Source organism: Algoriphagus hitonicola, assembly GCF_900113375.1.
Taxonomy (GTDB): domain Bacteria; phylum Bacteroidota; class Bacteroidia; order Cytophagales; family Cyclobacteriaceae; genus Algoriphagus; species Algoriphagus hitonicola.
Map to the genome: position 1 here is coordinate 333049 of NZ_FOPC01000002.1, position 20938 is coordinate 353986.

The window sequence follows — 20938 nt, forward strand, 5'->3', positions numbered from 1 at the left end:
TTACTTTTTGAAGATAGATATTTCTGAAAACACCTCGTTTTTGTGGGTGAATCCTATTTCCTCCCCGCAATAATCTGCTCCACTACCTCCGGATCCAGTAGCGTAGAAGTGTCCCCCATATTATCCATGTTTCCTTCGGCTACTTTTCTTAAGATTCTCCGCATGATTTTTCCGGAGCGGGTTTTTGGTAAACCGGGCACAATCTGGATTTTGTCCGGCTTGGCGATCGGACCGATAATTTTGGATACGGTGTCTTTGATTTCGTTGATCAAGTTTTCTTCGGTTCGGTTTGCCATATCGCAGATTACATAGGCGTAGATTCCTTGACCTTTGACCTGATGAGGATATCCCACTACCGCTGATTCGATGACTTTTGGATGTTCGTTGATCGCATTTTCCACCTCAGCAGTACCCATACGATGTCCCGAGACATTGATCACATCATCCACACGTCCCAGAATCCGGTAATAGCCATCATGATCTCGCTTGACTCCATCCCCGGTGAAATACATGCCCTTGTAGGTAGAAAAATACGTCTGCTTGCACCGCTCATGATCCCCATAAGTAGTACGAATCATACTTGGCCATGGAAATTTGATACAAAGGTTCCCTTCAACGGAATTCCCGGTGAGTTCTTTTCCATCAGCATCCACAATGCACAGCTGTACTCCTGGAAGCGGTAAAGTGGCAAAAGCCGGCTTGGTCGGAGTGATCCCTGCTAATGGCGAAATCATAATTCCTCCAGTCTCTGTCTGCCACCAGGTATCGACGATGGGGCAGCGGGTTTTTCCGATATGCGTATGATACCAGTGCCAGGCTTCCTCATTGATCGGCTCTCCCACGGAACCGAGAACCTTAAGCGAACTCAGCTCATAGGGCTCGATCGGATCTGTACCAAAGGCCTGAAGTGCTCGGATCGCCGTCGGGGCTGTATAGAATTGATTGACTTTGTGTTTATCTACCACCGCCCAAAATCTGCCGGCATCCGGAAATGTCGGTACCCCTTCAAACATCACCGAAGTCGCACCTGCTAATAGCGGTCCATACACGATATAGGAATGCCCGGTGATCCATCCGATATCTGCCGTACACCAATAGACATCGCCGGGTGAATATTGAAACACATTTTCAAAGGAATATTTCGTGTAAACCATGTAGCCTCCCGTGGTATGAACCACTCCTTTGGGCTTTCCGGTGGAGCCGGAAGTATAGAGAATGAAGAGCATGTCTTCACTGTCCATGGTTTCAGCCAGATTGGTATCCTCCACTCCTTTGATGACATCATGCCACCAGTGATCCCTTCCGGATTTCATAACGACTTCCTGCTGCGTTCGCCGATAGACAATGACCGTTTCCACGGGGGCTTTCTCCAAGGCTTCATCGACGACGGCTTTGACTCCAATTTTTTTATTTCCCCGGAAGTTTCCGTCAGCTGTCAATACGGCTTTTGCTCCACAGTCGATGATCCGATCGGAAAGTGCCGACGAGCTAAATCCCGCAAATACAACAGAATGAACCGCCCCGATTCTTGCACAAGCCAACATTGCAATAGCCGCCTCAGGTACCATGGGCATATAAATAATGACTTTATCCCCTTTTTGGATACCTTTTGCTTTTAGCGCATTAGAAAATTTACATACCTCGTGGTAAAGCTCCCTGTAAGTAATCGTCCTGCCTTCTTCATTAGGATCATTAGGCTCCCAGATAATGGCAGGCCGATCTCCAATCGTAAAAAGATGTCTCTCAAATATATTCTCGGTAATATTGAGCTTTCCATTCACGAACCATTTCACATCGGGACCTTCAAAATTCCAGTCCAGTACTTTATCCCAGCGCTTTTTCCAATGAAACGAGTCGGCGATCCTAGCCCAAAATTCCTCGGGTTGTGCTACTGATTTTTGATATTCATGAAAGTACCCGCTCAGGGTATGAAGTCTATCACTCATGGTATTTTAGGTTTAATTACAAATTCAAATTAATGGCCGGAAGCTTTTCCAGCTCCTCGTGGAATCCTGATTTCCTGAATCATTTCCTGAACCTCTTTTGGTGGCGGAGGAGTGACTTTAGACACCCCAAAACACACCAGAAAATTGATCATCATTCCCACCGAACCTATGCCTTCAGGAGAAATCCCTAACCACCAAAACTCTTCCGTATTGGTTTCGGGACTGATAAATTTAAAATAAATGATGTAAATCAGAGTAAAAATCAAGCCACTGAGCATTCCCGCGATAGCCCCTTCCTTATTGATGCGTGTGGAGAAAATACCCAAAATAATCACCGGGAAAAAGGAGGCAGCCGCCAAGCCAAAGGCAAATGCAACCACCTGAGCAACAAATCCAGGGGGATTTACTCCAAAATATCCGGCAAGAATAACCGCTCCCGCAGCAGCTAATCGTGCTATTCGTAATTCTTTTTTTTCCGAAATCTCCGGCTTGAAGGTTTTGACCAAATCCCGTGAAACTGAAGTGGAAATCACCAATAACAATCCGGCGGCCGTAGATAATGCGGCAGCCATCGCTCCGGCAGCTACCAATCCCACTACCCAGTTAGGAAGCTTGGCTATTTCGGGTGAAGCTAAGACCATAATGTCCCGATCGATGGTCAACTCATTTTCTACAGGATCGGCCACATATTGGACTCTGCCATCTCCGTTTTTGTCGTTGACTGAAATCAGACCGGTCTTTTCCCACGTGTCAATCCATGAAGGCAATGCGTCCACTTCTTTTTCTGATGTACTTTCGATCGTGTTGAAGATCCCAAAAGCTGCTACAGCTGGTGCAGTAGTGTAAAGTATGGCGATAAAAACCAGGGCATAACCCGCAGAAAGCCGGGCATCTTTGACACGGGGAACGGTAAAAAAACGCACAATCACATGGGGAAGCCCAGCCGTACCAACCATCAGGGCCAATGTAATCATCAGCATGTCTGTCAGCCCTTTCCTCCCGGATGTATATTCGGAAAATCCCAATTCTGCCAAAACCCCATCCAGTTTTTCGAGTAATGGCGTGCCATCTGCTAAATCTCCCCCCAATCCCATCTGTGGAATTGGATTGCCGGTGAGTTGCATGGATATAAAAATCGCAGGAACCATGTATGCAAAAATCAAGACGCAATACTGCGCCACTTGGGTATAGGTGATTCCCTTCATTCCTCCCATTACCGCGTAAAAAAACACGATAATCATCCCGATGACCACACCCCACTCGATGGGCACCTCCAGATAACGCGAAAAGACGATTCCCACTCCTCGCATCTGACCTGCTACATAGGTGAACGAGATGAATAAGGCACAAATTACAGCGACAATTCGGGCGGTATGAGAATAGTAGCGATCTCCCACAAAATCAGGAACAGTGAATTTTCCGAATTTCCGGAGGTATGGAGCCAGCAAAAGTGCCAATAGCACATATCCCCCGGTCCAGCCCATCAGATAAACGGAACCATCGTATCCGGCAAATGAAATAATCCCCGCCATAGAAATAAATGATGCTGCAGACATCCAGTCTGCTGCCGTGGCCATTCCATTGGCCAAAGGCGAAACTCCTCCCCCTGCTACATAAAATTCTTGAGTCGAGCCTGCCCTAGTCCAGATGGCTATTCCGATGTACAGGGCAAAACTCAATCCTACCAACAGGTAAGTCCAGGTCAAAATATCCATACTTGGTTGATTTATTCCTCGTTGACGTCAAACTCCCGATCCAGCCGATTCATACGCCAGACATATACAAAAATCAAAATCACAAAGGTGTAGATTGAACCTTGCTGTGCAAACCAAAATCCCAATTTAAAGCCTCCCAGGTTATATTCATTAAGCGGCTCAGCTAGCAGGATCCCAAACCCAAACGATACCATAAACCAAATCAAAAGTAGTATGACTAAGGTTTGAAGGTTTTTCCTCCAATAGGCTTTCATTTTTTGTTTTTGGGCTTCCATGGGTAATCTTTTTCAGGGAAAAATCATTTATTCCTAAAATAGGGATTAGAAAAGTCGAAAAGCAACCCGTTTTGGATTAAAGGATCGAAATTTTTCTAAACTCTGGCGCTTTTCCCCATTTTTCTTTGGAGTTGAAAAAAGTAAATTCTATCGGAGTAGTGGAAAAGTAATCTACTAAATCCAAAAAGGGGATTCTATTTTTAGAGGAAAAACTCAGAAACAATAGCTAATCCTGCCGCAAAGAAACTCACCAGCAATTTATTGACCTGAAGCTTGTGCTGAGGGCTGCTTTCAAAGAAAATCGTCGTAGAAATATGCAAAAATCCTCCGGCAACCAGCCCATACAGTACTCCGATTCCGTTTCGATCCAATAGCCCGGATTCATAGAAAAATGAACTTGCAAACATTCCTAAAGGGGAAGCCAAGGCAAAAATGGTCAATAAAACCAAGGTCCAACGCTTCGAAAGAACCGAAGAAAGTACGGCCGCCAGGGCAAACGCAGCAGGACCTTTATGCATGATGATTCCCAGCAAAACGGTTTTGCCACTATGAACATGCCCCATGGCATCACTGTCCTCGATCAGACTTCCATGAGAAAGTAAAGTCCCTTCCAAAAAGGCATGAATAAATAGACCTAGCATGACGGTAAACACCCCACTTTTGGCTTGTCCATGATGATGAAGATGGATGTGTCCATGCTCGATTCCACTGGACAGGTATTCCAATAACTGCTGAAATAAAAACCCAATCAGAATGTATAATCCCATCTTTGACCCATCGATTCCATTGGTAAAGAGCTCCGGAATGATGTGAAGAATAGTAATCGAAAAGAGGTAAGAGCCCGCAAAAACCAAAACCAGCTTAAAATACTTATCGCGGAATTTGGGTGCAAAAAAAACCAATGATCCCGCGACCATGGCGGTGAGAAATAAGAGTATAAAATTGATGCCCATGCCTGAAATAACCCTTTCCATGATTTTCCGCGGAAAAGAGATGAAGGTATAACCGCATCAAAGGTAATAAAATTCAATAATGTTGCATTTAAATTCTCCTTATCTCCAGAGCGATACCCAACCCACTGAATATCATCATCAATAGGATCCGACTTAGTTCACTTCAAATGAAACAAATGGCTTCAATCGCTCACTGAGGAAGGTTTCGTAGCTCCCGTCAGCTTGACTATAAATCAAGAAAACATCGATGTCGTCTCGACTTTCCGCCAAGGCAATCGCTTTTTCTGTCCCCATAACCATCATGGCCGTAGCAAAGGCATCCGCAGTCATACAGTCATCTGCCAGTACAGTCGCGCTCAACAAATTATGATTGACGGGATAGCCGGTCTTTGGATCAATGGTGTGGGAAATCTTGACCGAATCCCGCACATAAAAATTCCGGTAATTGCCAGAGGTGGCCATTCCCCGATTTTCCAAAGCAATGATACTGAAAAGCTCAGATGCCGGGGCTTCTTCTTCCGGACGGTTTACTCCGACTTTCCATAGCTCTCCTTTGTCGTTTACTCCCCGGGCTACGAGTTCACCCCCGATTTCGACAAGCAAATTTTGAATCCCCTTTTTTGCTAAAAAATCAGCAACCACATCCACGCCCTGCCCTTTGGCAATCGCCGAAAAATCCAAATACAACCCCGAAACTTCCTTCCTCACCTGATTTTGATCCCAGTTGACTTGATCAAACCCTACCAGCTGAAGCAAATTGTTAATCGCTACGGAGTCTTTTAATTTCGGTCCGCCCGGACCAAATCCCCAAACATTGACCAAAGGTCCTACCGTTGGATCAAACGCCCCATCCGTTAGGTCAAATACTTCCTTTGAGCCTTCCAAAACTTGCCGAAAATAAGGCAATTCAAAATCTAAGGTATCTCCAAGATTGAATCGACTTAGCTCCGAATCCGGAATATATGTGGATAAGCTTTGGTTAAAAACAACCAATAAGGAATCAATTTCTGATTGAAAATCTCTTCCCTCATCATCTAGGTAGGTCACCTGATAACTAGTTCCCATAGTCTGCCCAGAAAAATTGATTTTAAGATCGACAGCGGCACTTTCACTTACGGGAGTTTTCGGTTCTTCCCGGTTTCTCCAAGAATAAACCAAAATGACCATGGCTAGTAAAACCAAGGAATAAATAATATTTTTTCGGGCGTTGGATTGCATAGGGGATAAATTTTACTACAAATCTAACCACTATTTCAACGGGATGTTACTGAAAGGACTTATGATTTTAGGGTCTTTTTAGCTCCCTTAATTTTCTATATTTGTAAGCGATTCGAAAAGCTATGAGAGAAGACTACCTAAGTGGAGAAGATGAAAATTTGAGCCCGAAAGATCGGGAATTTGAAAAAGCCCTACGTCCACTGAGTTTTGAGGATTTTACGGGACAGGCCAAAATCGTCGAAAATCTCCGTGTATTTGTCCTAGCTGCCAAAAACCGAAACGAACCCCTAGACCATGTCTTACTCCATGGGCCTCCCGGATTGGGAAAAACCACCCTCAGCTATATTATTGCCAATGAGTTGAATGCGGGGATCAAGATCACCTCGGGGCCCGTTCTCGACAAGCCTTCTGACCTAGCCGGGCTTTTGACCAACTTAGAAGAAGGAGATGTGCTTTTCATCGATGAGATCCACCGCCTCAATCCCATCGTAGAGGAATACCTCTATTCGGCTATGGAGGATTTTCGCATTGATATCATGCTCGATTCTGGTCCCAATGCCCGATCAGTTCAGATTTCCCTCAGCCCTTTTACCCTCATCGGCGCGACTACCCGATCTGGTTTATTGACTTCACCTCTTCGTGCCCGGTTTGGGATCAATTCCCGATTGGAATATTACGATGCCAAACTACTCACCGACATTGTCACCCGCTCAGCGGGAATTTTAAATACACCCATCGCGGATGTAGCAGCTTTTGAGATCGCCCGAAGGAGCCGGGGCACACCCCGAATCGCCAACATGCTCCTCCGAAGAACCCGGGATTTTGCCGAAGTCAAAGGAGATGGTACCATCACGCTGGAAATTGCCAAAATCGCCCTCAATGCCTTGGACGTGGATGAAAATGGGTTGGATGAGATGGATAACCGTATCCTTTTGACCATTATTGAAAAATTCAAAGGAGGTCCAGTCGGTCTGGGAACCATCGCCACGGCTTGCGGGGAAGAAGCAGAAACGATCGAAGAGGTCTACGAACCCTTTTTAATTCAGGAAGGCTACCTCAAACGTACCGCCCGGGGAAGAATGGCTACCGAAATGGCTTATAAACATCTCAAAATCAAACCAAACCCCACCAGCGGAAGTCTTTTCGAAGGAATTTAATCAGGGGAAGAAGCGAATTTTAAAGTTCACTTTTTTTCTTTACCCCACTTTTAATTTCAATTCCCCTTGTCGCTTGACCACTCGCACCTCAAAAAACTGATTGATAAATGCCTTACAGTTATTTTCGGACCATTCTGCTCGGGTTTCGGTATCGTAAAGTACCGTCATCCGAAGCATCGTCTTGACATAGGGTTCAAACTGACCCAATTCCTGCACATACTCAATCAATACTGCCGACCAATCTTCTTGAAATTTTTCGAAGTGAGTCCTGCCATCAAATAAAAACTCAAGCTGATTGTCGCCATGCTTGTAGCGGTAAATTCCACAGAGCTGACGATAAATCATACGAATCCGATCTCGAGGAAAATCCACCGTATCCAAAATCCGCTCATAAGTAGGGTCCATGAGTCGAAGTGGATTGAATAAAAAAGTGTAGGATCGCTTCAGTTCAAAAACCATCCGATCGATCAGCTCCTCTTCTAAAACGGACTGAGCCTGCCGGAGAATGTAATTTTTGTCTAATGGGAAAAGCTTTTCGATCATCTTATTGAAATACTTTCACAAAAGTAAGGATTTTCATAAAAAAACGTCGTTTTACTAATTTCCTTATCACCAATCTGCGGGTCTTCTTGCTTGATATTCGGCCATTTTATCCAATAATTTGGCCGGATCATCCGAAACAATCAATAATTCCTCCTGCTCGGGATAGAGAAATCCTTCCTGCTTGGCATGACTTAAAAAGCCCAAAAGTTGGTTGTAGTAACCGTTTACGTTATACAGTGCCAGCGGCTTTTGTATATAATGCAGCTGATTCAGCGTCATGATTTCAAAGAGTTCCTCCAAAGTCCCAATTCCTCCCGGCATAGCGATAAACCCATCGCCACGCTCTGCCATCAGCCACTTGCGGTCCCGCATCGTTTCGACGATGATCAATTCGGTACAACCCCTGTGCGCAACTTCCCGATCTACCAGTTTTTGAGGAATGATCCCCAAAACTTCCTTACCACCCGCCAGCATTTCATCGGCGATCACCCCCATCAAGCCAACTCTACCTGCACCATAAACCAGCTCCAGATCGCGCTTGACCATTTCCTGCCCTAAAGCCTTTGCTGCAGCTTCATATTGGTTGGAATTTCCTTTTTTGGAACCGCAATAAACTGTGATTTTTTTCATTCGTTTGAAATAAATTTTGTGTCCGAAGTTAAGTCAATTGAAGAGCTTCACAAAAATAAACCTCAAAGCAAACTATAAGGTTGAAGGGTCCTTATTATCGACGTAGTGCTGTTAAAAAGGACAAAAATTGTAGCTTTGTGGCTTGTTTAAGTGTAATCGCATGTATCAGGAAAAAATCGAAGCCATCAAAGCCGCAATTGCTGCCGCTGACGCCAACAATCCAGAGGAATTGGAAGCTTACCGAATGGAGTATATTTCCAAAAAAAGCGTCGTGGGGGCTCTTTTTGCCGATATGGGTAAAATCCCAAATGAGGAGAAGCGTGCCTATGGACAGCTGGTCAATGAAGTGAAGCAACTGGCAGAGGAGAAATTTCAGGAACTGATCGATAAAGTCAACAATGCCTCCAAAAAGGCGAAATCAGCTTCCATCGATCTTACTTTACCTGCTTCCAATCAGTCCATTGGAGGGATACATCCGCTCACGGCTACGCGCCAGCGAATCATCGAAATATTTGAACGGATCGGTTTCAACCTTTCTGAAGGTCCCGAAATCGAAGACGATTGGCATAATTTCACCGCCTTAAATTTCCCTGAAAATCATCCTGCCCGTGAAATGCAGGATACCTTTTTCATTGAAAAAAATCCCGATATCGCACTGCGTACCCACACTTCATCAGTACAGGTGCGCGTAATGGAAAATCAAAAACCGCCCATTCGGACGCTTTCTCCGGGAAGAGTATATCGAAATGAGGCCATTTCGGCTCGAGCGCACTGCATTTTCCATCAAGTAGAAGGACTTTATGTCGATGAAAATGTAGGCTTTGCTGATTTAAAAAACACCCTTTATCATTTTGCAAAGGAGATGTTTGGCAAAGAAACCAAAGTGCGATTTCGACCTTCTTTTTTCCCTTTTACCGAACCAAGTGCTGAAATTGATATTTCCTGTTTGATTTGTGGAGGCAAAGGATGCAACATTTGCAAAGGTTCCGGTTGGGTGGAAATCGGCGGGTCCGGCATGGTCGATCCTAATGTTCTGGAAAACTGCGGAATTGACTCCCAGAAATATACCGGATTTGCCTTCGGAATGGGAATCGAGCGAATTGCCATGCTCAAGTATCAAATTAAAGATTTGCGGCTATTTACCGAGAATGACGTTCGTTTCTTAAGGCAATTCAGGTCTTTGCTCTAGTAAAGTCATGACAAAAGTGAAAGGAAGTTTTTTTTAGAAAGCTTCCTTTTTTTTTATTCAGCTGACCGAATTCCAATTTCTGATCAGCCATTCACATATAATTTTGATTTTATTCTGTGCTAACGAGAAATTGGTTGACTTCTAACCAATGCATAAAAGCATCAAACCAGCGATTACTGGTTCTGTTGGGATTGCCTAGGCCAAAGCCATGTCCTCCATCCTGATAAAGATGAAATTCTATAGGCTTCCCTGCATTATACCATGATTCAATCAGGCCAAACTGACCTCGAAAAAGAAAATCATCAGAGGCGATCACATTAAACATGGGTGGAGCATTCTCCGGCACCTCTACTGGACCCATTCCCCCATAAATCGGACCGATAAAAGCTAGCTTCATCGTTTTGGAATTAAGGATTGAATGCATCGTAAGTCCTGCACCGGCAGAAAAGCCAATCATTCCAATTCTGGAGATATCCACTCCCCATTCTTCTGCTCGATCGATGATCATAGCATAAGCCGCCTCCGCATCTTCAAGTTGATTAGAAAGATCCCGCTGTGGCAAACTAGGAGGCTGGTTATCCACCGATTCCTGTTCAATTCTAGGCGTTTCCCGGGGTCGATTCATCCATGCGGAAAAATCTTCTAGAGATTCTGGCGTAGGATTCAGCCTATATTTCAAAACAAAAGCAGCTATTCCCTTTGCCGCAAGGGCTTCTGCCACCTCCCATCCCTCATTTCCCATTGACAACCAACTAAAACCGCCACCAGGTGCCACAATCACCGCCGCTCCATTTCCTTTCCCTTCCGCTGGCAAAAAAGGAGTGAGTGTTGCAGTGGAAATATTGCGAGCCATTGGATCTCCCTATTGGCGAAACCAAGTCTCTGGTGCAGGTTGATTTTCAACTCCGCCTGTTCCCAGTAAAATCGCCCTAGGCTCATCGGGTGTTTCAAGTGGATAAATCCTCCCATCCTGTGCCAAAACAGAGGAGCTGAAAAATAGGGTAAAGGCAAAGATGCCCGTTTTGAATAGGTTCTTAATCGGCAAAGACATCATGAGCAGGTTAAATGACTAATTAGAAATGGAAGAGTTCTTTTTACCAATATAATTGATTTGGACTGTTAATTTTTGGATAAGAAAATTCTTATGCGATTTGACCCTAGATTCAAGTGAATTATAGTTGTCAATTCTAAAAAATTACCTTCCCTTTTGTAAAAGTGTGATTTCCAAAAACTCAGTTAAAAAATCCTTGAGTACACTTCTTCCAACTTACTCACGGGCAGTACTTCGATTTGAAATTTTTTCAGATCCAATCCTTTTACCGCATACTTGGACACGACGATTTTTTTGAAGCCCAATTTTTCGGCTTCTGCGATCCGGTTTTCGATTCGGGACACGGCCCGGATTTCTCCCCCAAGTCCAACCTCCCCAGCAAAACATATTTGCTCCGAAACCGGCGTATCTTCATAGCTGGAGATTAAGCTCGCACAAACTGCCAAATCCAATCCGGGATCATCCACTCGAAGGCCTCCTGCCACATTGAGAAAGACATCCTGATTTCCCAATCGCATTCCTCCACGCTTTTCCAAAACCGCCAAAAGCATATTGAGACGCTTGGCATCATGACCTGTGCTGCTTCGCTGAGGGGTGCCGTAGGTCGCCGGGCTGACCAAGGACTGAATCTCGATCAATAATGGTCGGTTGCCTTCCATCATTGCGCCGATAGCCACACCGTTGAGCACTTCCTCCCGCTGAGTAAGCAGTATTTCTGAAGGATTTGCAACGGATCGAAGTCCCTCGGCACGCATCTCGTAGATTCCCAATTCATGCGTGGAACCAAAGCGATTTTTTGACGTGCGCAAAATCCGATAAGTCAAATGCCGGTCTCCCTCAAATTGCAGAACGGTATCCACCATGTGTTCGAGGACTTTTGGACCGGCGATCGAACCGTCCTTGGTGATATGCCCGATCAGAAACACAGGGGTCCCCGTTTCTTTGGCAAATTTCATCAGCTCCGCTGTACACTCCCGGACTTGAGAAACTGAACCGGCTGCCGATTCGACATATTGACTACTCAGCGTCTGAATAGAATCGATCACCAAAAAGTCAGGCTTCAAAATCTCCACTTGCTGAAAAATCTGCTGGGTATTGGTCTCCGAAAGCACATAACAATCCGGATTTTTGGCACTCATGCGATCCGCCCGCATTTTAATCTGGGATTCGGACTCCTCACCTGAAACATAAAGCACTGTTTTACCCGATAAAGTCAACGCAATCTGCAGCATCAGCGTGGATTTTCCGATCCCGGGTTCGCCCCCAATCAAAACCAAAGAACCCGGCACAATTCCTCCACCCAAAACGCGATCGAGTTCGGGATCTCCGGTTATCCATCGAGGTTGCTCCTCGTAATTGACATCGGTTATTTTCTTGGGAGAAGCAGTTTTTTTACTTCCTCCACCACTGGGTTTCCAGCTTCCCTTTCCGGTTTCTTCTTTTTGGATGATTTCTTCCACATAGGTATTCCATTGCCCACAGGCAGGACATTTACCCAGCCACTTTGGACTTTGGGCTCCACAGTTTTGACAGAAAAAGGAAGTTTTTACTTTAGCCAACTCGATTAGGGATTTTTGATTTACGATGCCTAGAAATTCTTTGATACTAAAATCTTGTATCTCGGTTCTTATCTCTTTTCTCTATTTTCTTATTTCTTATCTCTTGTCTCTCAATTCTTATTTCTTGTCTCTCATCTCTTATCTTTCTCATCAATGTGCTTCCAGCCAACCATTCCCTAAACCCACTTCCACCTCGATTGGTAGAGCAATATCGGTTGTGCCTTCAACACTCAGGATTTCATTTCAAATCTTACTCCTCAAATTGCACTTGGGCCTTTTATTAATTGCACCTTCAGTGCAGGGAAATTTCCTTTTATTCCAAATGAAAACTTCGATATTCATCATTTGACGTTCATCATTCGATATTTTAAAGCAAGATTACTTAGAAATTACTAATTAGAAATCTAAATACTTGATTCTTATCTCTCGGTTCTTATCTCTTATTTCTTGTCTCTTCTCTCCCATCAATGCGCTTCCAGCCAATCATTTCCTAAGCCAACTTCTACTTCGATTGGCACAGCAATATCGATCGCCTCGGACATAAGTTTGGGCACTTCTTTTTTTAAGAGCTCTACCTCATCTTTATGCGCATCAAATACCAACTCATCATGGACCTGCAAGATCATTTTTGATTTGAGGTTTTCTTTTTTCATCCACTCATGAACCCGAATCATCGCTACCTTGATCAGATCGGCAGCCGAGCCCTGAATCGGGGCATTGATGGCATTTCGCTCAGCAAATCCACGCATGGTTTGATTTCGGCTATTGATGTCTCTAAGGTAGCGGCGACGTCCGAGAATAGTTTCCACGTATTCGTCAGTACGCGCTTTTTCGATCACCCCATCCATGTATTCCTTCACGGCCGGAAATTCCTTGAAATAGGCATCGATAATTTCTTTGGCTTCTCCTCTTGGAATGGATAGACGCTGCGAAAGTCCAAAAGCTGAAATCCCATAAATAATCCCAAAATTGGCAGTTTTTGCTTTTCGACGCATATCGGAAGTTACTTCCTCAAGTGGCACCTGAAAAATCTTCGCCGCAGTCGTGGCGTGGATATCCCGACCATTTTTAAAAGCCTCAATCATGGACTCATCCTTGGAAAATGCCGCCATGATCCGCAATTCGATTTGGGAATAATCCGCCGCCAAAAGCACATGATTTTCATCCCTTGGCACAAAAGCCTTCCGAATCTCCCGACCCCGATCAGTTCGGATCGGAATATTCTGCAGATTAGGATTGACCGAAGACAATCGCCCCGTGGCTGCCACAAACTGATTGTAGGTGGTATGAATGCGTCCGGTTTTGGAGTTGATCAAGGTGGGAAGGGCGTCCACATAGGTGGATTTGAGCTTGACCATTTGTCGGTATTCCAGAATCGCCCGTGCGATCTCATGCTCGGTAGCTAGTTTACTGAGGATTTCTTCTCCGGTGGCATATTGGCCGGTTTTGGTTTTTTTAGCTTTGGGGTCGAGTTGAAGCTTTTCAAAAAGCACATCGCCAAGTTGCTTTGGAGAGGCGAGGTTAAAGCGAACACCAGCCAATTCATAAACCCGCTTTTCGATTTCCAGACTTTCGAATTCCAGAGATTTACTAAGCTCGGCCAGACTTTCAGTATCGATTCGCACTCCTTCAAACTCCATCGCGGTCAGGACTGGAATCAGCGGATTTTCGACTTCGTAAAAGAGCTTTTCCAAGTCATTTTCCTTGAGCATAGGATCAAATTTCTCCTTTAAGCGAAGCGTAATATCCGCATCCTCAGCAGCATATGCAGTTACGATATCCTCTTCCACATCCCGCATATTGCCTTGATTTTTCCCTTTTTTTCCGATCAGTTCTGTGATGGAAACCGGTTTATAATTCAAATATTGCTCGGCAAGAAAATCCATGGAATGCTTTCCTTCCGGCTCAATAAGGTAATGCGCCAACATGGTATCGTATAGCGCTCCCTTCACTTCTATGCCGTAATTTTTAAGAATCAATAGATCGTATTTGATGTTTTGTCCGACTTTAAGAATTTCCTCGTGTTCAAAAAATGGCCGCAGTTGATTTAGGATTTTTTGGGTTTCTTCCTGATCTACAGGACAGGGAATGTAATAAGCTTCACCCGTCAAATAGGCAAAAGAGAGCCCCACGATCTGCGCATCCATTGCATTGAGTGAGGTAGTCTCGGTATCAAAACAGACGGATTTTTGGACCAAAAGAAAATCCAAAAGCTCTTCAACGGCATCTTCTCCTTTGACTTTGTGATATTGATGCATATGACTGTGAATGGTATCCGGCACCATCGGGGCGGCGGTCTCTACGCTTTCTTCCTCAAATTGCGGAGCAGATCCGGATTGTGAAGGAGAAGCGGCTTCCCCAAAAAGCCCCAACTGCTCGTTTTTCTGGATGACAGCTTTTTTTCCTTCGTCTTTGAAAATCCGGTTGCTGAGTGTTCTGAATTCCAACTCAGTAAAAATCGCCCGTAGCTTTTCTTCATTAAACCCGTCATAGCGGAGCTCTTCTTCCACAAAATCAACAGGGACATCTATTTTGATTGTGGCGAGTTCTTTGGATAAAATTCCCTGCTGCGCAAAGTTTTCGACATTTTCTTTCTGCTTTCCTTTAAGTTGATCGGTGTTTTTGATCAGTTCTTCTACCGTCCCAAATTCCTTGAGTAATTTGGTGGCCGTCTTGGCCCCGATTCCGGGGATTCCAGGAATATTATCCACGGCATCACCCATCAGCCCTAAAATATCCCGAACCTGATCTACCTGCTCGATATCCCATTTGGCACAGACTTCTTTGGGTCCCATAACATCGACGGCATTTCCCATAAATGCCGGCTTGTATAAAAATATATGATCATCGACCAGCTGTCCATAATCCTTGTCAGGAGTCATCATATAGACAGTGAAAGATTCCCGTTCGGCTTTTTTGGCAATCGTACCAATGATGTCATCTGCTTCAAAACCATCGAGTTCCAAAAGTGGGATATTAAAAGCCTTGACGATTTCCTTCACCCAAGGAATGGAAACGGTAATATCCTCGGGCTGTTCTAATCGATTCGCTTTGTAGGCTTCGAACTGAACATGACGAAAAGTCGGTGCCGAGGTATCAAAGGCTACGGCGATATGAGATGGTTTTTCTTTGGTCAAAACCTCCATCAACGTATTGGTAAATCCAAGCATTACCCCGGTATTGAGACCTTTGGAATTAATACGTGGATTCTTGCTAAAAGCGAAGTGAGCCCTGTAAATCAGAGCCATAGCATCGAGAAGGAAAAGTTTATTGGGTTGTTTTGCTGTCATTATCAAAAGATTTGTCTAGTTTAAATGGTCAAATCAAGACTGCCAAGTTACAAAAAATACCTGTCAGCAATTCGGTATTTTCTGAGCTTGCAAGCTTTTGGCTCCTTATTTGACACTAAATGACTTAACAACCAAAATCACAGATCTATGAAAAAATTGTTCCTAATTACCTGCCTGTTCCTTTCTGCCCAGTTTTTAGTGGCAGCTCCGCTTAATTCAGGAAAGGACACCAAAAAAGAAGAGCTCACCCCTGAGCAAATCGAGACGCTAGAACGCATTGAAAACCGAGTGGAAGAAATCAAAGCGTTGGACTTTTCAGAGATGTCCAGAGATGAGAAAAAAGAAATCAAAGCTGAATTGAAGACGCTAAGAGCAGAAGCAAAAGCCAATAACAATGGTATTTATATTTCTACCGGCGCGATCATCATCATTTTATTGTTGATCCTTATTTTGTAATCGCTGAATTTCTGCTGTTACCAAAGCAAGCCTCTGAAAAGAAGCTTGCTTTTTTTGACCCCAATCTGATTGGGTTAATTTTCAGCGACTTCATTTTTTGCTAAATAATCCTTCACCTGAAGCCCTCTCAAAAACACCAATATCAATGGAATCAACCAAAGAATTTCATTGAAAATCAAATGGAAACCTGTCCGTTTGTTCCAGCTTAAATCAGGTAAAAACCCCAAGCCAAACCATATGGCCAGAATAATCTTTCCGGCAATTCCTCCAATAATCAGATACACCCAAGAAACTGGATAAAAGGCCGAGACAAAAATCACAAATCCGATCACTAGCCCCAGATTGCCGTACCATTGGGCCGGAAGCTCCATTGCATAACCGGTATCCATCGCCAACCAAGTCATCAAAGCCTCGCCAAACCAGCGGAAAAAAGCAGACCAGGCAATCGTGTACATTCCCGCCAAAAGTAGCAGGCCTCTGAAATGCATGGGGAAAATGGGGAAATTGGCTTTTTGATCCATGGACGGTTTGATTTTATTGCGCTAAATAAACACCTTCGGTGCTTGCATGTTTCTGCATAATACAAAACTATACTATGGAAAGAAAAAACCGTCTCCGCTCCATGACCTTATTTGCGCTTGGGGCTGCCACTTTTGTGGGTTTGGGGTTTAGTTTGGGAAAACTGACCGGAGAAATCACCCCTGCTTCCGTCGATGGAGCATCAGATTTGATCGGCCTGTCCTTTACTCCTGCAGAGAAAGACAGTATGATTAACACCCTTAAAAATCAACTGAACAATATCGAGAATTCCAGAAAGGTCAAATTGGACAATTCGGTTGCTCCGGCTTTGGTTTTTAATCCACTTCCCAAAGGATTCCAGCCGGATACTCGTCAAATGCCGCTGGACTTTGGAATTCGGGAAGATCTTCCCCTTCCTGTACGGGAAGCTGATATCGCATACTCTCCCGTTCATCAGCTTGCCGGTTGGATCAAAAGCGGAAAGCTCAGTTCTGAAAAACTAACTCAACTCTACCTGGATCGAATCAAAACTTATTCGGACACCCTTCAGAATCTGATCACTCTTTTGGAGGATGAAGCACTTGAAAAAGCAAGATTGATGGATGCCGAACTCGCTTCAGGCCGATATCGGGGTCCGCTACATGGAATTCCCTATGGTGTCAAAGACCTATTAGCGGTAAAGGGCACCAAAACGACTTGGGGAGCCGCACCCTACAAGGATCAGGAAATCGACGAAACTGCTCAAATTGTGACCAAGCTGGATGAAGCAGGAGCAGTTCTCGTCGGAAAATTCACCTTGGGAGCACTGGCCATGGGTGATGTCTGGTACGGTGGAGTGACCAAAAACCCCTGGAATCTAGAACAAGGCTCAAGCGGATCTTCTGCCGGATCGGCCTCAGCAGTTTCGGCCGGATTGGTTCCTTTTGCCATAGGAACAGAAACCCTTGGATCTATTGTTTCCCCTTCCACCCGAAACGGCGTAACCGGACTCAGACCTACTTACGGACGGGTAAGCAAATATGGAGCGATGGCACTCAGCTGGTCCATGGACAAAATCGGCCCGATATCCCGATCTGCCTTGGACAATGCCATCGTACTCTCGGTCATCAATGGACAAGATGAAAAAGACGCCAGCAGTATAGCAGCCGCCTTTAATTTTGATGCCAAAAAAGATCCAAAATCCTTGAAAGTAGGGTATTTCAAGTCTTTCTTCGAAGGGGAGCGAGTTTCTGAAAACGACAAAAATGTGATTGAAACACTCCAATCTCTTGGAGTGGAGCTTCATCCATTGGAATTGAAAACATCTGTGTCTGCCGGACCTATTGTCATGATGCTCATGGTAGAGGGAGCTGCTGCATTTGATGAACTAACCCGATTGGGATGGGATGATCAGCTGGTTGCCCAAGGGCGAAATGCCTGGCCGAATTTATTCCGCGCGGCACGATTTATTCCAGCCATAGAGTATGTGAATCTGAGTCGACAGCGTACTATTTTGATCGAGGAGATGAACGAACTGATGAAAGATTATGACGTGATTGTGACTCCAAGCTACGCAGGACAGCAACTTCAGATCACCAATCTTACCGGACATCCGGCACTTTGTATGCCCAATGGATTCAATGACAATGGAAGCCCAACTTCAATTACCCTTTTGGGCAATCTTTTCGAAGAAGACAAACTGGTTTTACTTGGGGATTTCATTCAGAAAAACACCGATTGGCAAGCTAAAAGACCACCTCTTTTTGACCGATAGGAAATTCTAAACCCATCAAAAAGGCCTGCTAAATTAAATTCCAGCAGGCCTTTTTTTTGAGGTATACGATTCTTTACTTGACGGCTCCTTGGATTTTCATGTTATTAGCGTCAAGGAACCAAATCTTCTGCGTACTCTCAATGGCGTAATGATCGATCGTCTTTGTCCGGTTGTTAAAATAAATTTCCCCTAAAGTGTACGAGGTATAAAATGGACTTTCTTTGGCCATGCGAAACGTAATCCAAACCGGTCGATCATCCACAATCCTAACCCTGATCTCCTTTACAGGGGATTTTTCTTCAGGCTTGAGTCGGTGAATCAGCTCATCGTTGTCCACCTCTGTCGTAAAAGAATTGATATAAGATGACTTATTGATATCTACTTCGAAAAAAGCATCCAATTCGTCCATCCACTGTTCCTTGTTCAGATTAACTTCTGTTTTCTTGCTTTCCCCATTGACCCGGGTAGTCTTCATCACAAGCGAACCATCTAGCTTCTCAATTTCCTGTTCCAATAGACCCTTTAAATCATAATAAGGCAAAGTCTCAAGATCTCCTGGCTTGGAGACCCCTGGGGCATTTTCACAGGAAACCAAAAGGACAAAAACTAGAGAGAATAAAATTAATCGAGTGTTGATCATCAATTCAATAGAATTTCACCGGTCATATCTTCTGGAATATCCAATCCCATCAACGTAAGGATCGTTGGGGCCAAATCACCTAATTTCCCGTCTTTTACAGTCAATTGATCCCTCTTGTCCACCATGATGCATGGTACCAAATTCGTCGTGTGAGCGGTGTTTGGAGTTCCGTCTTCATTGATCATCATATCCGAGTTCCCGTGATCGGCAATGACAATGATGGTATAGTCATTTTCCAAGGCGGTAGTAATGACATTCTCGGCACATTTGTCCACCGCCTCACAGGCTTTCACTGCAGCATCAAAATCCCCCGTATGCCCCACCATATCAGCATTGGCAAAGTTGAGACAGATAAAATCCGCAGACTTTTTCTTCAGTTCAGCATTGATTTTTACGGCGATTTCAAAAGCGCTCATTTCCGGTTTCAAGTCATAGGTAGCGACTTTGGGAGAGGGACAAAGTATCCGGGTTTCTCCCTCAAATTCTCGCTCTCTGCCTCCTGAAAAGAAAAAAGTCACATGGGGATATTTTTCGGTTTCGGCGATTCGGATTTGCTTCTTTTTTGCTCGCTCAAGCACCTCCCCGAGGGTATTGTTTAAATTGTCTTTTTCGAAAAGCACCTTAACTCCTTTAAAGGTCTCATCATAGTTGGTAAATGTGATGTAGTCGAGGGACAACTTTTTCATATTGTAATCCTCAAAATCACGCTGAGTCAGCACTTGGGTGATTTCTCTTCCGCGATCTGTTCGGAAATTGAAGCAAATCACCAAATCCCCTTCCTGAATGGTCGCAAGTGGTTTATTATCTGCTCCCACATGGATAATCGGACGGATAAACTCGTCGGTCACATGATTGTCGTAGGATTTTTTTATTGCTGTGAGTAGGTTTTTGGATTTTTCTCCCTCTCCATGGACTAAGGCATCGTAGGCCAGTTTGACGCGCTCCCAGCGGTTGTCCCGATCCATGGCATAATATCTACCAACTACCGAGGCAATCTGACCTACGGAAGTTTTCAGATGATTTTCCAAATCTTGGATATAATAAACTCCTCCTTTTGGATCAGTATCTCTCCCATCCATAAAGGCGTGGATAAAAACATTTTCCAGCCCATGAAACTTGGCTGCATCACATAGTCCTTTTAAATGGGTAATATGGGAATGTACTCCACCGTCAGAAACCAAACCGATAAAGTGTACTTTCTTTTTATTCTGCTTAGCTTTTCCAAACGCTTCAATCAATTTCGGATGATCATTGAGTTCTCCGTTTTTAACAGCCAGATTAATTTTTACCAAATCTTGATAGACAACCCGGCCTGCCCCAATATTCATGTGACCGACCTCTGAGTTGCCCATCTGTCCTTCAGGAAGTCCTACCGCCAAACCGGAGGCATCGAGTTTGGAGTGTGGATATTTACCAAATAAACTATCAATAAATGGCGTTTTAGCCTTATCAATTGCAGATACAGCTGGATTGGTAGCAATTCCCCAGCCGTCCAAAATCATTAAAAGTACTTTCTTATCCATGTCACAAATATATTACTTTTCCATCCAATACCGCCCGGATGGATGTTTTGAGAAAATCAAAAATAACTGAAAAATGCATTTTAAATCGTGGATTTTGGCGTAGTATTTGCCAAAACCTGCTCGATGTTGTTTTTCAATTTAATATTGTCCTTGATGCTTTGGGTAAATCTACCTGAGAATTCTGCTGTGCCCAAAGACACCATCGACCCGATCATTCTGGCCATTGACAGTGGTTCAAGCAGTGATTTGGCGAGGTATCTGGACGCTAGCATTTCACTCAACATCAACGGTCAGAAAGGAGATTTTTCCAAAAGTCAAGCTGAATTGGTTCTTAAGGATTTTTTCAAAAAAAACCCTCCGCTTAATTTTTCCCTGGTATTTCGAAGTGAAAACAATCCAAGTTTAAGCTCCTATATCGGTGATTATCAAAGTGGTCAAGGGGTTTACAAGGTTTTCATCAAGATCAATCAGCAGGATAGCCAACCAAAAGTTTACAGTTTGGGCTTTGTCAAAGTCTGAGT

Annotated in this window: 19 protein-coding genes; 5 read left to right on the forward strand and 14 right to left on the reverse strand. The window is 44.2% G+C overall.

Features of this window, described 5'->3' with window-relative positions; genetic code table 11:
• Positions 1–53: 53 nt before the first annotated feature.
• The 5 genes from acs to BM043_RS04215 all read right to left on the reverse strand — a co-directional run bounded on the left by acs (position 54) and on the right by BM043_RS04215 (position 6107).
• Positions 54–1946, reverse strand: coding sequence for an acetate--CoA ligase (gene acs / locus BM043_RS04195; RefSeq protein WP_092789137.1), 1893 nt, complete (start codon positions 1944–1946; stop codon positions 54–56).
• Between the two features lie 29 nt (positions 1947–1975).
• A complete protein-coding gene (locus BM043_RS04200) occupies positions 1976–3661 on the reverse strand; it encodes a sodium:solute symporter family protein (RefSeq protein WP_092789139.1) in 1686 nt (561 codons plus the stop codon).
• Between the two features lie 11 nt (positions 3662–3672).
• Entirely contained in the window at positions 3673–3936 is a 264-nt protein-coding gene (locus BM043_RS04205) for a DUF4212 domain-containing protein (protein WP_092789141.1), read from the reverse strand.
• 200 nt (positions 3937–4136) lie between these two features.
• Entirely contained in the window at positions 4137–4910 is a 774-nt protein-coding gene (locus BM043_RS04210) for a ZIP family metal transporter (RefSeq protein WP_245752933.1), read from the reverse strand.
• 132 nt (positions 4911–5042) lie between these two features.
• Positions 5043–6107, reverse strand: a complete 1065-nt coding sequence (locus tag BM043_RS04215) for an FAD:protein FMN transferase (RefSeq protein ID WP_092789143.1) — start codon at positions 6105–6107, stop codon at positions 5043–5045.
• A gap of 122 nt (positions 6108–6229) precedes the next feature.
• Here BM043_RS04215 and ruvB point away from each other — a divergent pair, with 122 nt between their 5' ends.
• Positions 6230–7264 (forward strand): Holliday junction branch migration DNA helicase RuvB, encoded by a 1035-nt coding sequence (gene ruvB, locus BM043_RS04220; RefSeq protein WP_092789145.1) that lies wholly within the window; start codon positions 6230–6232, stop codon positions 7262–7264.
• A gap of 39 nt (positions 7265–7303) precedes the next feature.
• Here the strand turns inward: ruvB and BM043_RS04225 are convergent, their stop codons facing one another.
• Complete coding sequence (locus tag BM043_RS04225) at positions 7304–7807, reverse strand: hypothetical protein (protein ID WP_092789147.1); 504 nt, start codon at positions 7805–7807, stop codon at positions 7304–7306.
• A 66-nt stretch (positions 7808–7873) separates the two neighbouring features.
• The gene (locus BM043_RS04230; protein ID WP_092789149.1) at positions 7874–8437 is read right to left on the reverse strand and encodes an LOG family protein; all 564 of its coding nucleotides are present in this window, start codon (positions 8435–8437) and stop codon (positions 7874–7876) included.
• Positions 8438–8597: 160 nt separating this feature from the next.
• Here BM043_RS04230 and pheS point away from each other — a divergent pair, with 160 nt between their 5' ends.
• Positions 8598–9626 carry a phenylalanine--tRNA ligase subunit alpha gene (gene pheS / locus BM043_RS04235; RefSeq protein WP_092789151.1) on the forward strand — a complete coding sequence of 343 codons (1029 nt, stop codon included), beginning with the start codon at positions 8598–8600 and terminating at the stop codon, positions 9624–9626.
• A 109-nt stretch (positions 9627–9735) separates the two neighbouring features.
• Here pheS and BM043_RS04240 read toward each other — a convergent pair whose 3' ends face one another.
• The 4 genes from BM043_RS04240 to polA form a co-directional block, all read right to left on the reverse strand.
• The gene (locus tag BM043_RS04240; protein WP_245752935.1) at positions 9736–10479 is read right to left on the reverse strand and encodes an alpha/beta hydrolase; all 744 of its coding nucleotides are present in this window, start codon (positions 10477–10479) and stop codon (positions 9736–9738) included.
• A gap of 9 nt (positions 10480–10488) precedes the next feature.
• Entirely contained in the window at positions 10489–10671 is a 183-nt protein-coding gene (locus tag BM043_RS19685; protein WP_245752936.1) for a hypothetical protein, read from the reverse strand.
• 191 nt (positions 10672–10862) lie between these two features.
• On the reverse strand, positions 10863–12236 hold the full coding sequence (gene radA / locus BM043_RS04245) for a DNA repair protein RadA (protein WP_092789153.1): 1374 nt from the start codon (positions 12234–12236) through the stop codon (positions 10863–10865).
• Positions 12237–12700: 464 nt separating this feature from the next.
• Entirely contained in the window at positions 12701–15526 is a 2826-nt protein-coding gene (gene polA / locus BM043_RS04250; RefSeq protein WP_092789155.1) for a DNA polymerase I, read from the reverse strand.
• Positions 15527–15673: 147 nt separating this feature from the next.
• Here polA and BM043_RS04255 point away from each other — a divergent pair, with 147 nt between their 5' ends.
• Entirely contained in the window at positions 15674–15982 is a 309-nt protein-coding gene (locus tag BM043_RS04255) for a hypothetical protein (protein WP_092789157.1), read from the forward strand.
• A gap of 74 nt (positions 15983–16056) precedes the next feature.
• On the opposite strand, the gene BM043_RS04260 is transcribed toward BM043_RS04255, so the two are convergent.
• Positions 16057–16503 (reverse strand): hypothetical protein, encoded by a 447-nt coding sequence (locus tag BM043_RS04260; protein ID WP_092789159.1) that lies wholly within the window; start codon positions 16501–16503, stop codon positions 16057–16059.
• 74 nt (positions 16504–16577) lie between these two features.
• Here BM043_RS04260 and BM043_RS04265 point away from each other — a divergent pair, with 74 nt between their 5' ends.
• Positions 16578–18254, forward strand: coding sequence for an amidase family protein (locus tag BM043_RS04265; RefSeq protein WP_092789162.1), 1677 nt, complete (start codon positions 16578–16580; stop codon positions 18252–18254).
• 73 nt (positions 18255–18327) lie between these two features.
• Here BM043_RS04265 and BM043_RS04270 read toward each other — a convergent pair whose 3' ends face one another.
• On the reverse strand, positions 18328–18894 hold the full coding sequence (locus BM043_RS04270; protein WP_092789164.1) for a hypothetical protein: 567 nt from the start codon (positions 18892–18894) through the stop codon (positions 18328–18330).
• Positions 18894–20417 (reverse strand): 2,3-bisphosphoglycerate-independent phosphoglycerate mutase, encoded by a 1524-nt coding sequence (gene gpmI, locus BM043_RS04275; RefSeq protein WP_092789166.1) that lies wholly within the window; start codon positions 20415–20417, stop codon positions 18894–18896. The genes BM043_RS04270 and gpmI overlap by 1 nt, the downstream gene beginning before the upstream one ends.
• 87 nt (positions 20418–20504) lie before the next feature.
• Here gpmI and BM043_RS04280 point away from each other — a divergent pair, with 87 nt between their 5' ends.
• Complete coding sequence (locus BM043_RS04280) at positions 20505–20936, forward strand: DUF4783 domain-containing protein (protein ID WP_143189469.1); 432 nt, start codon at positions 20505–20507, stop codon at positions 20934–20936.
• The last annotated feature ends 2 nt before the right edge of the window (positions 20937–20938 follow it).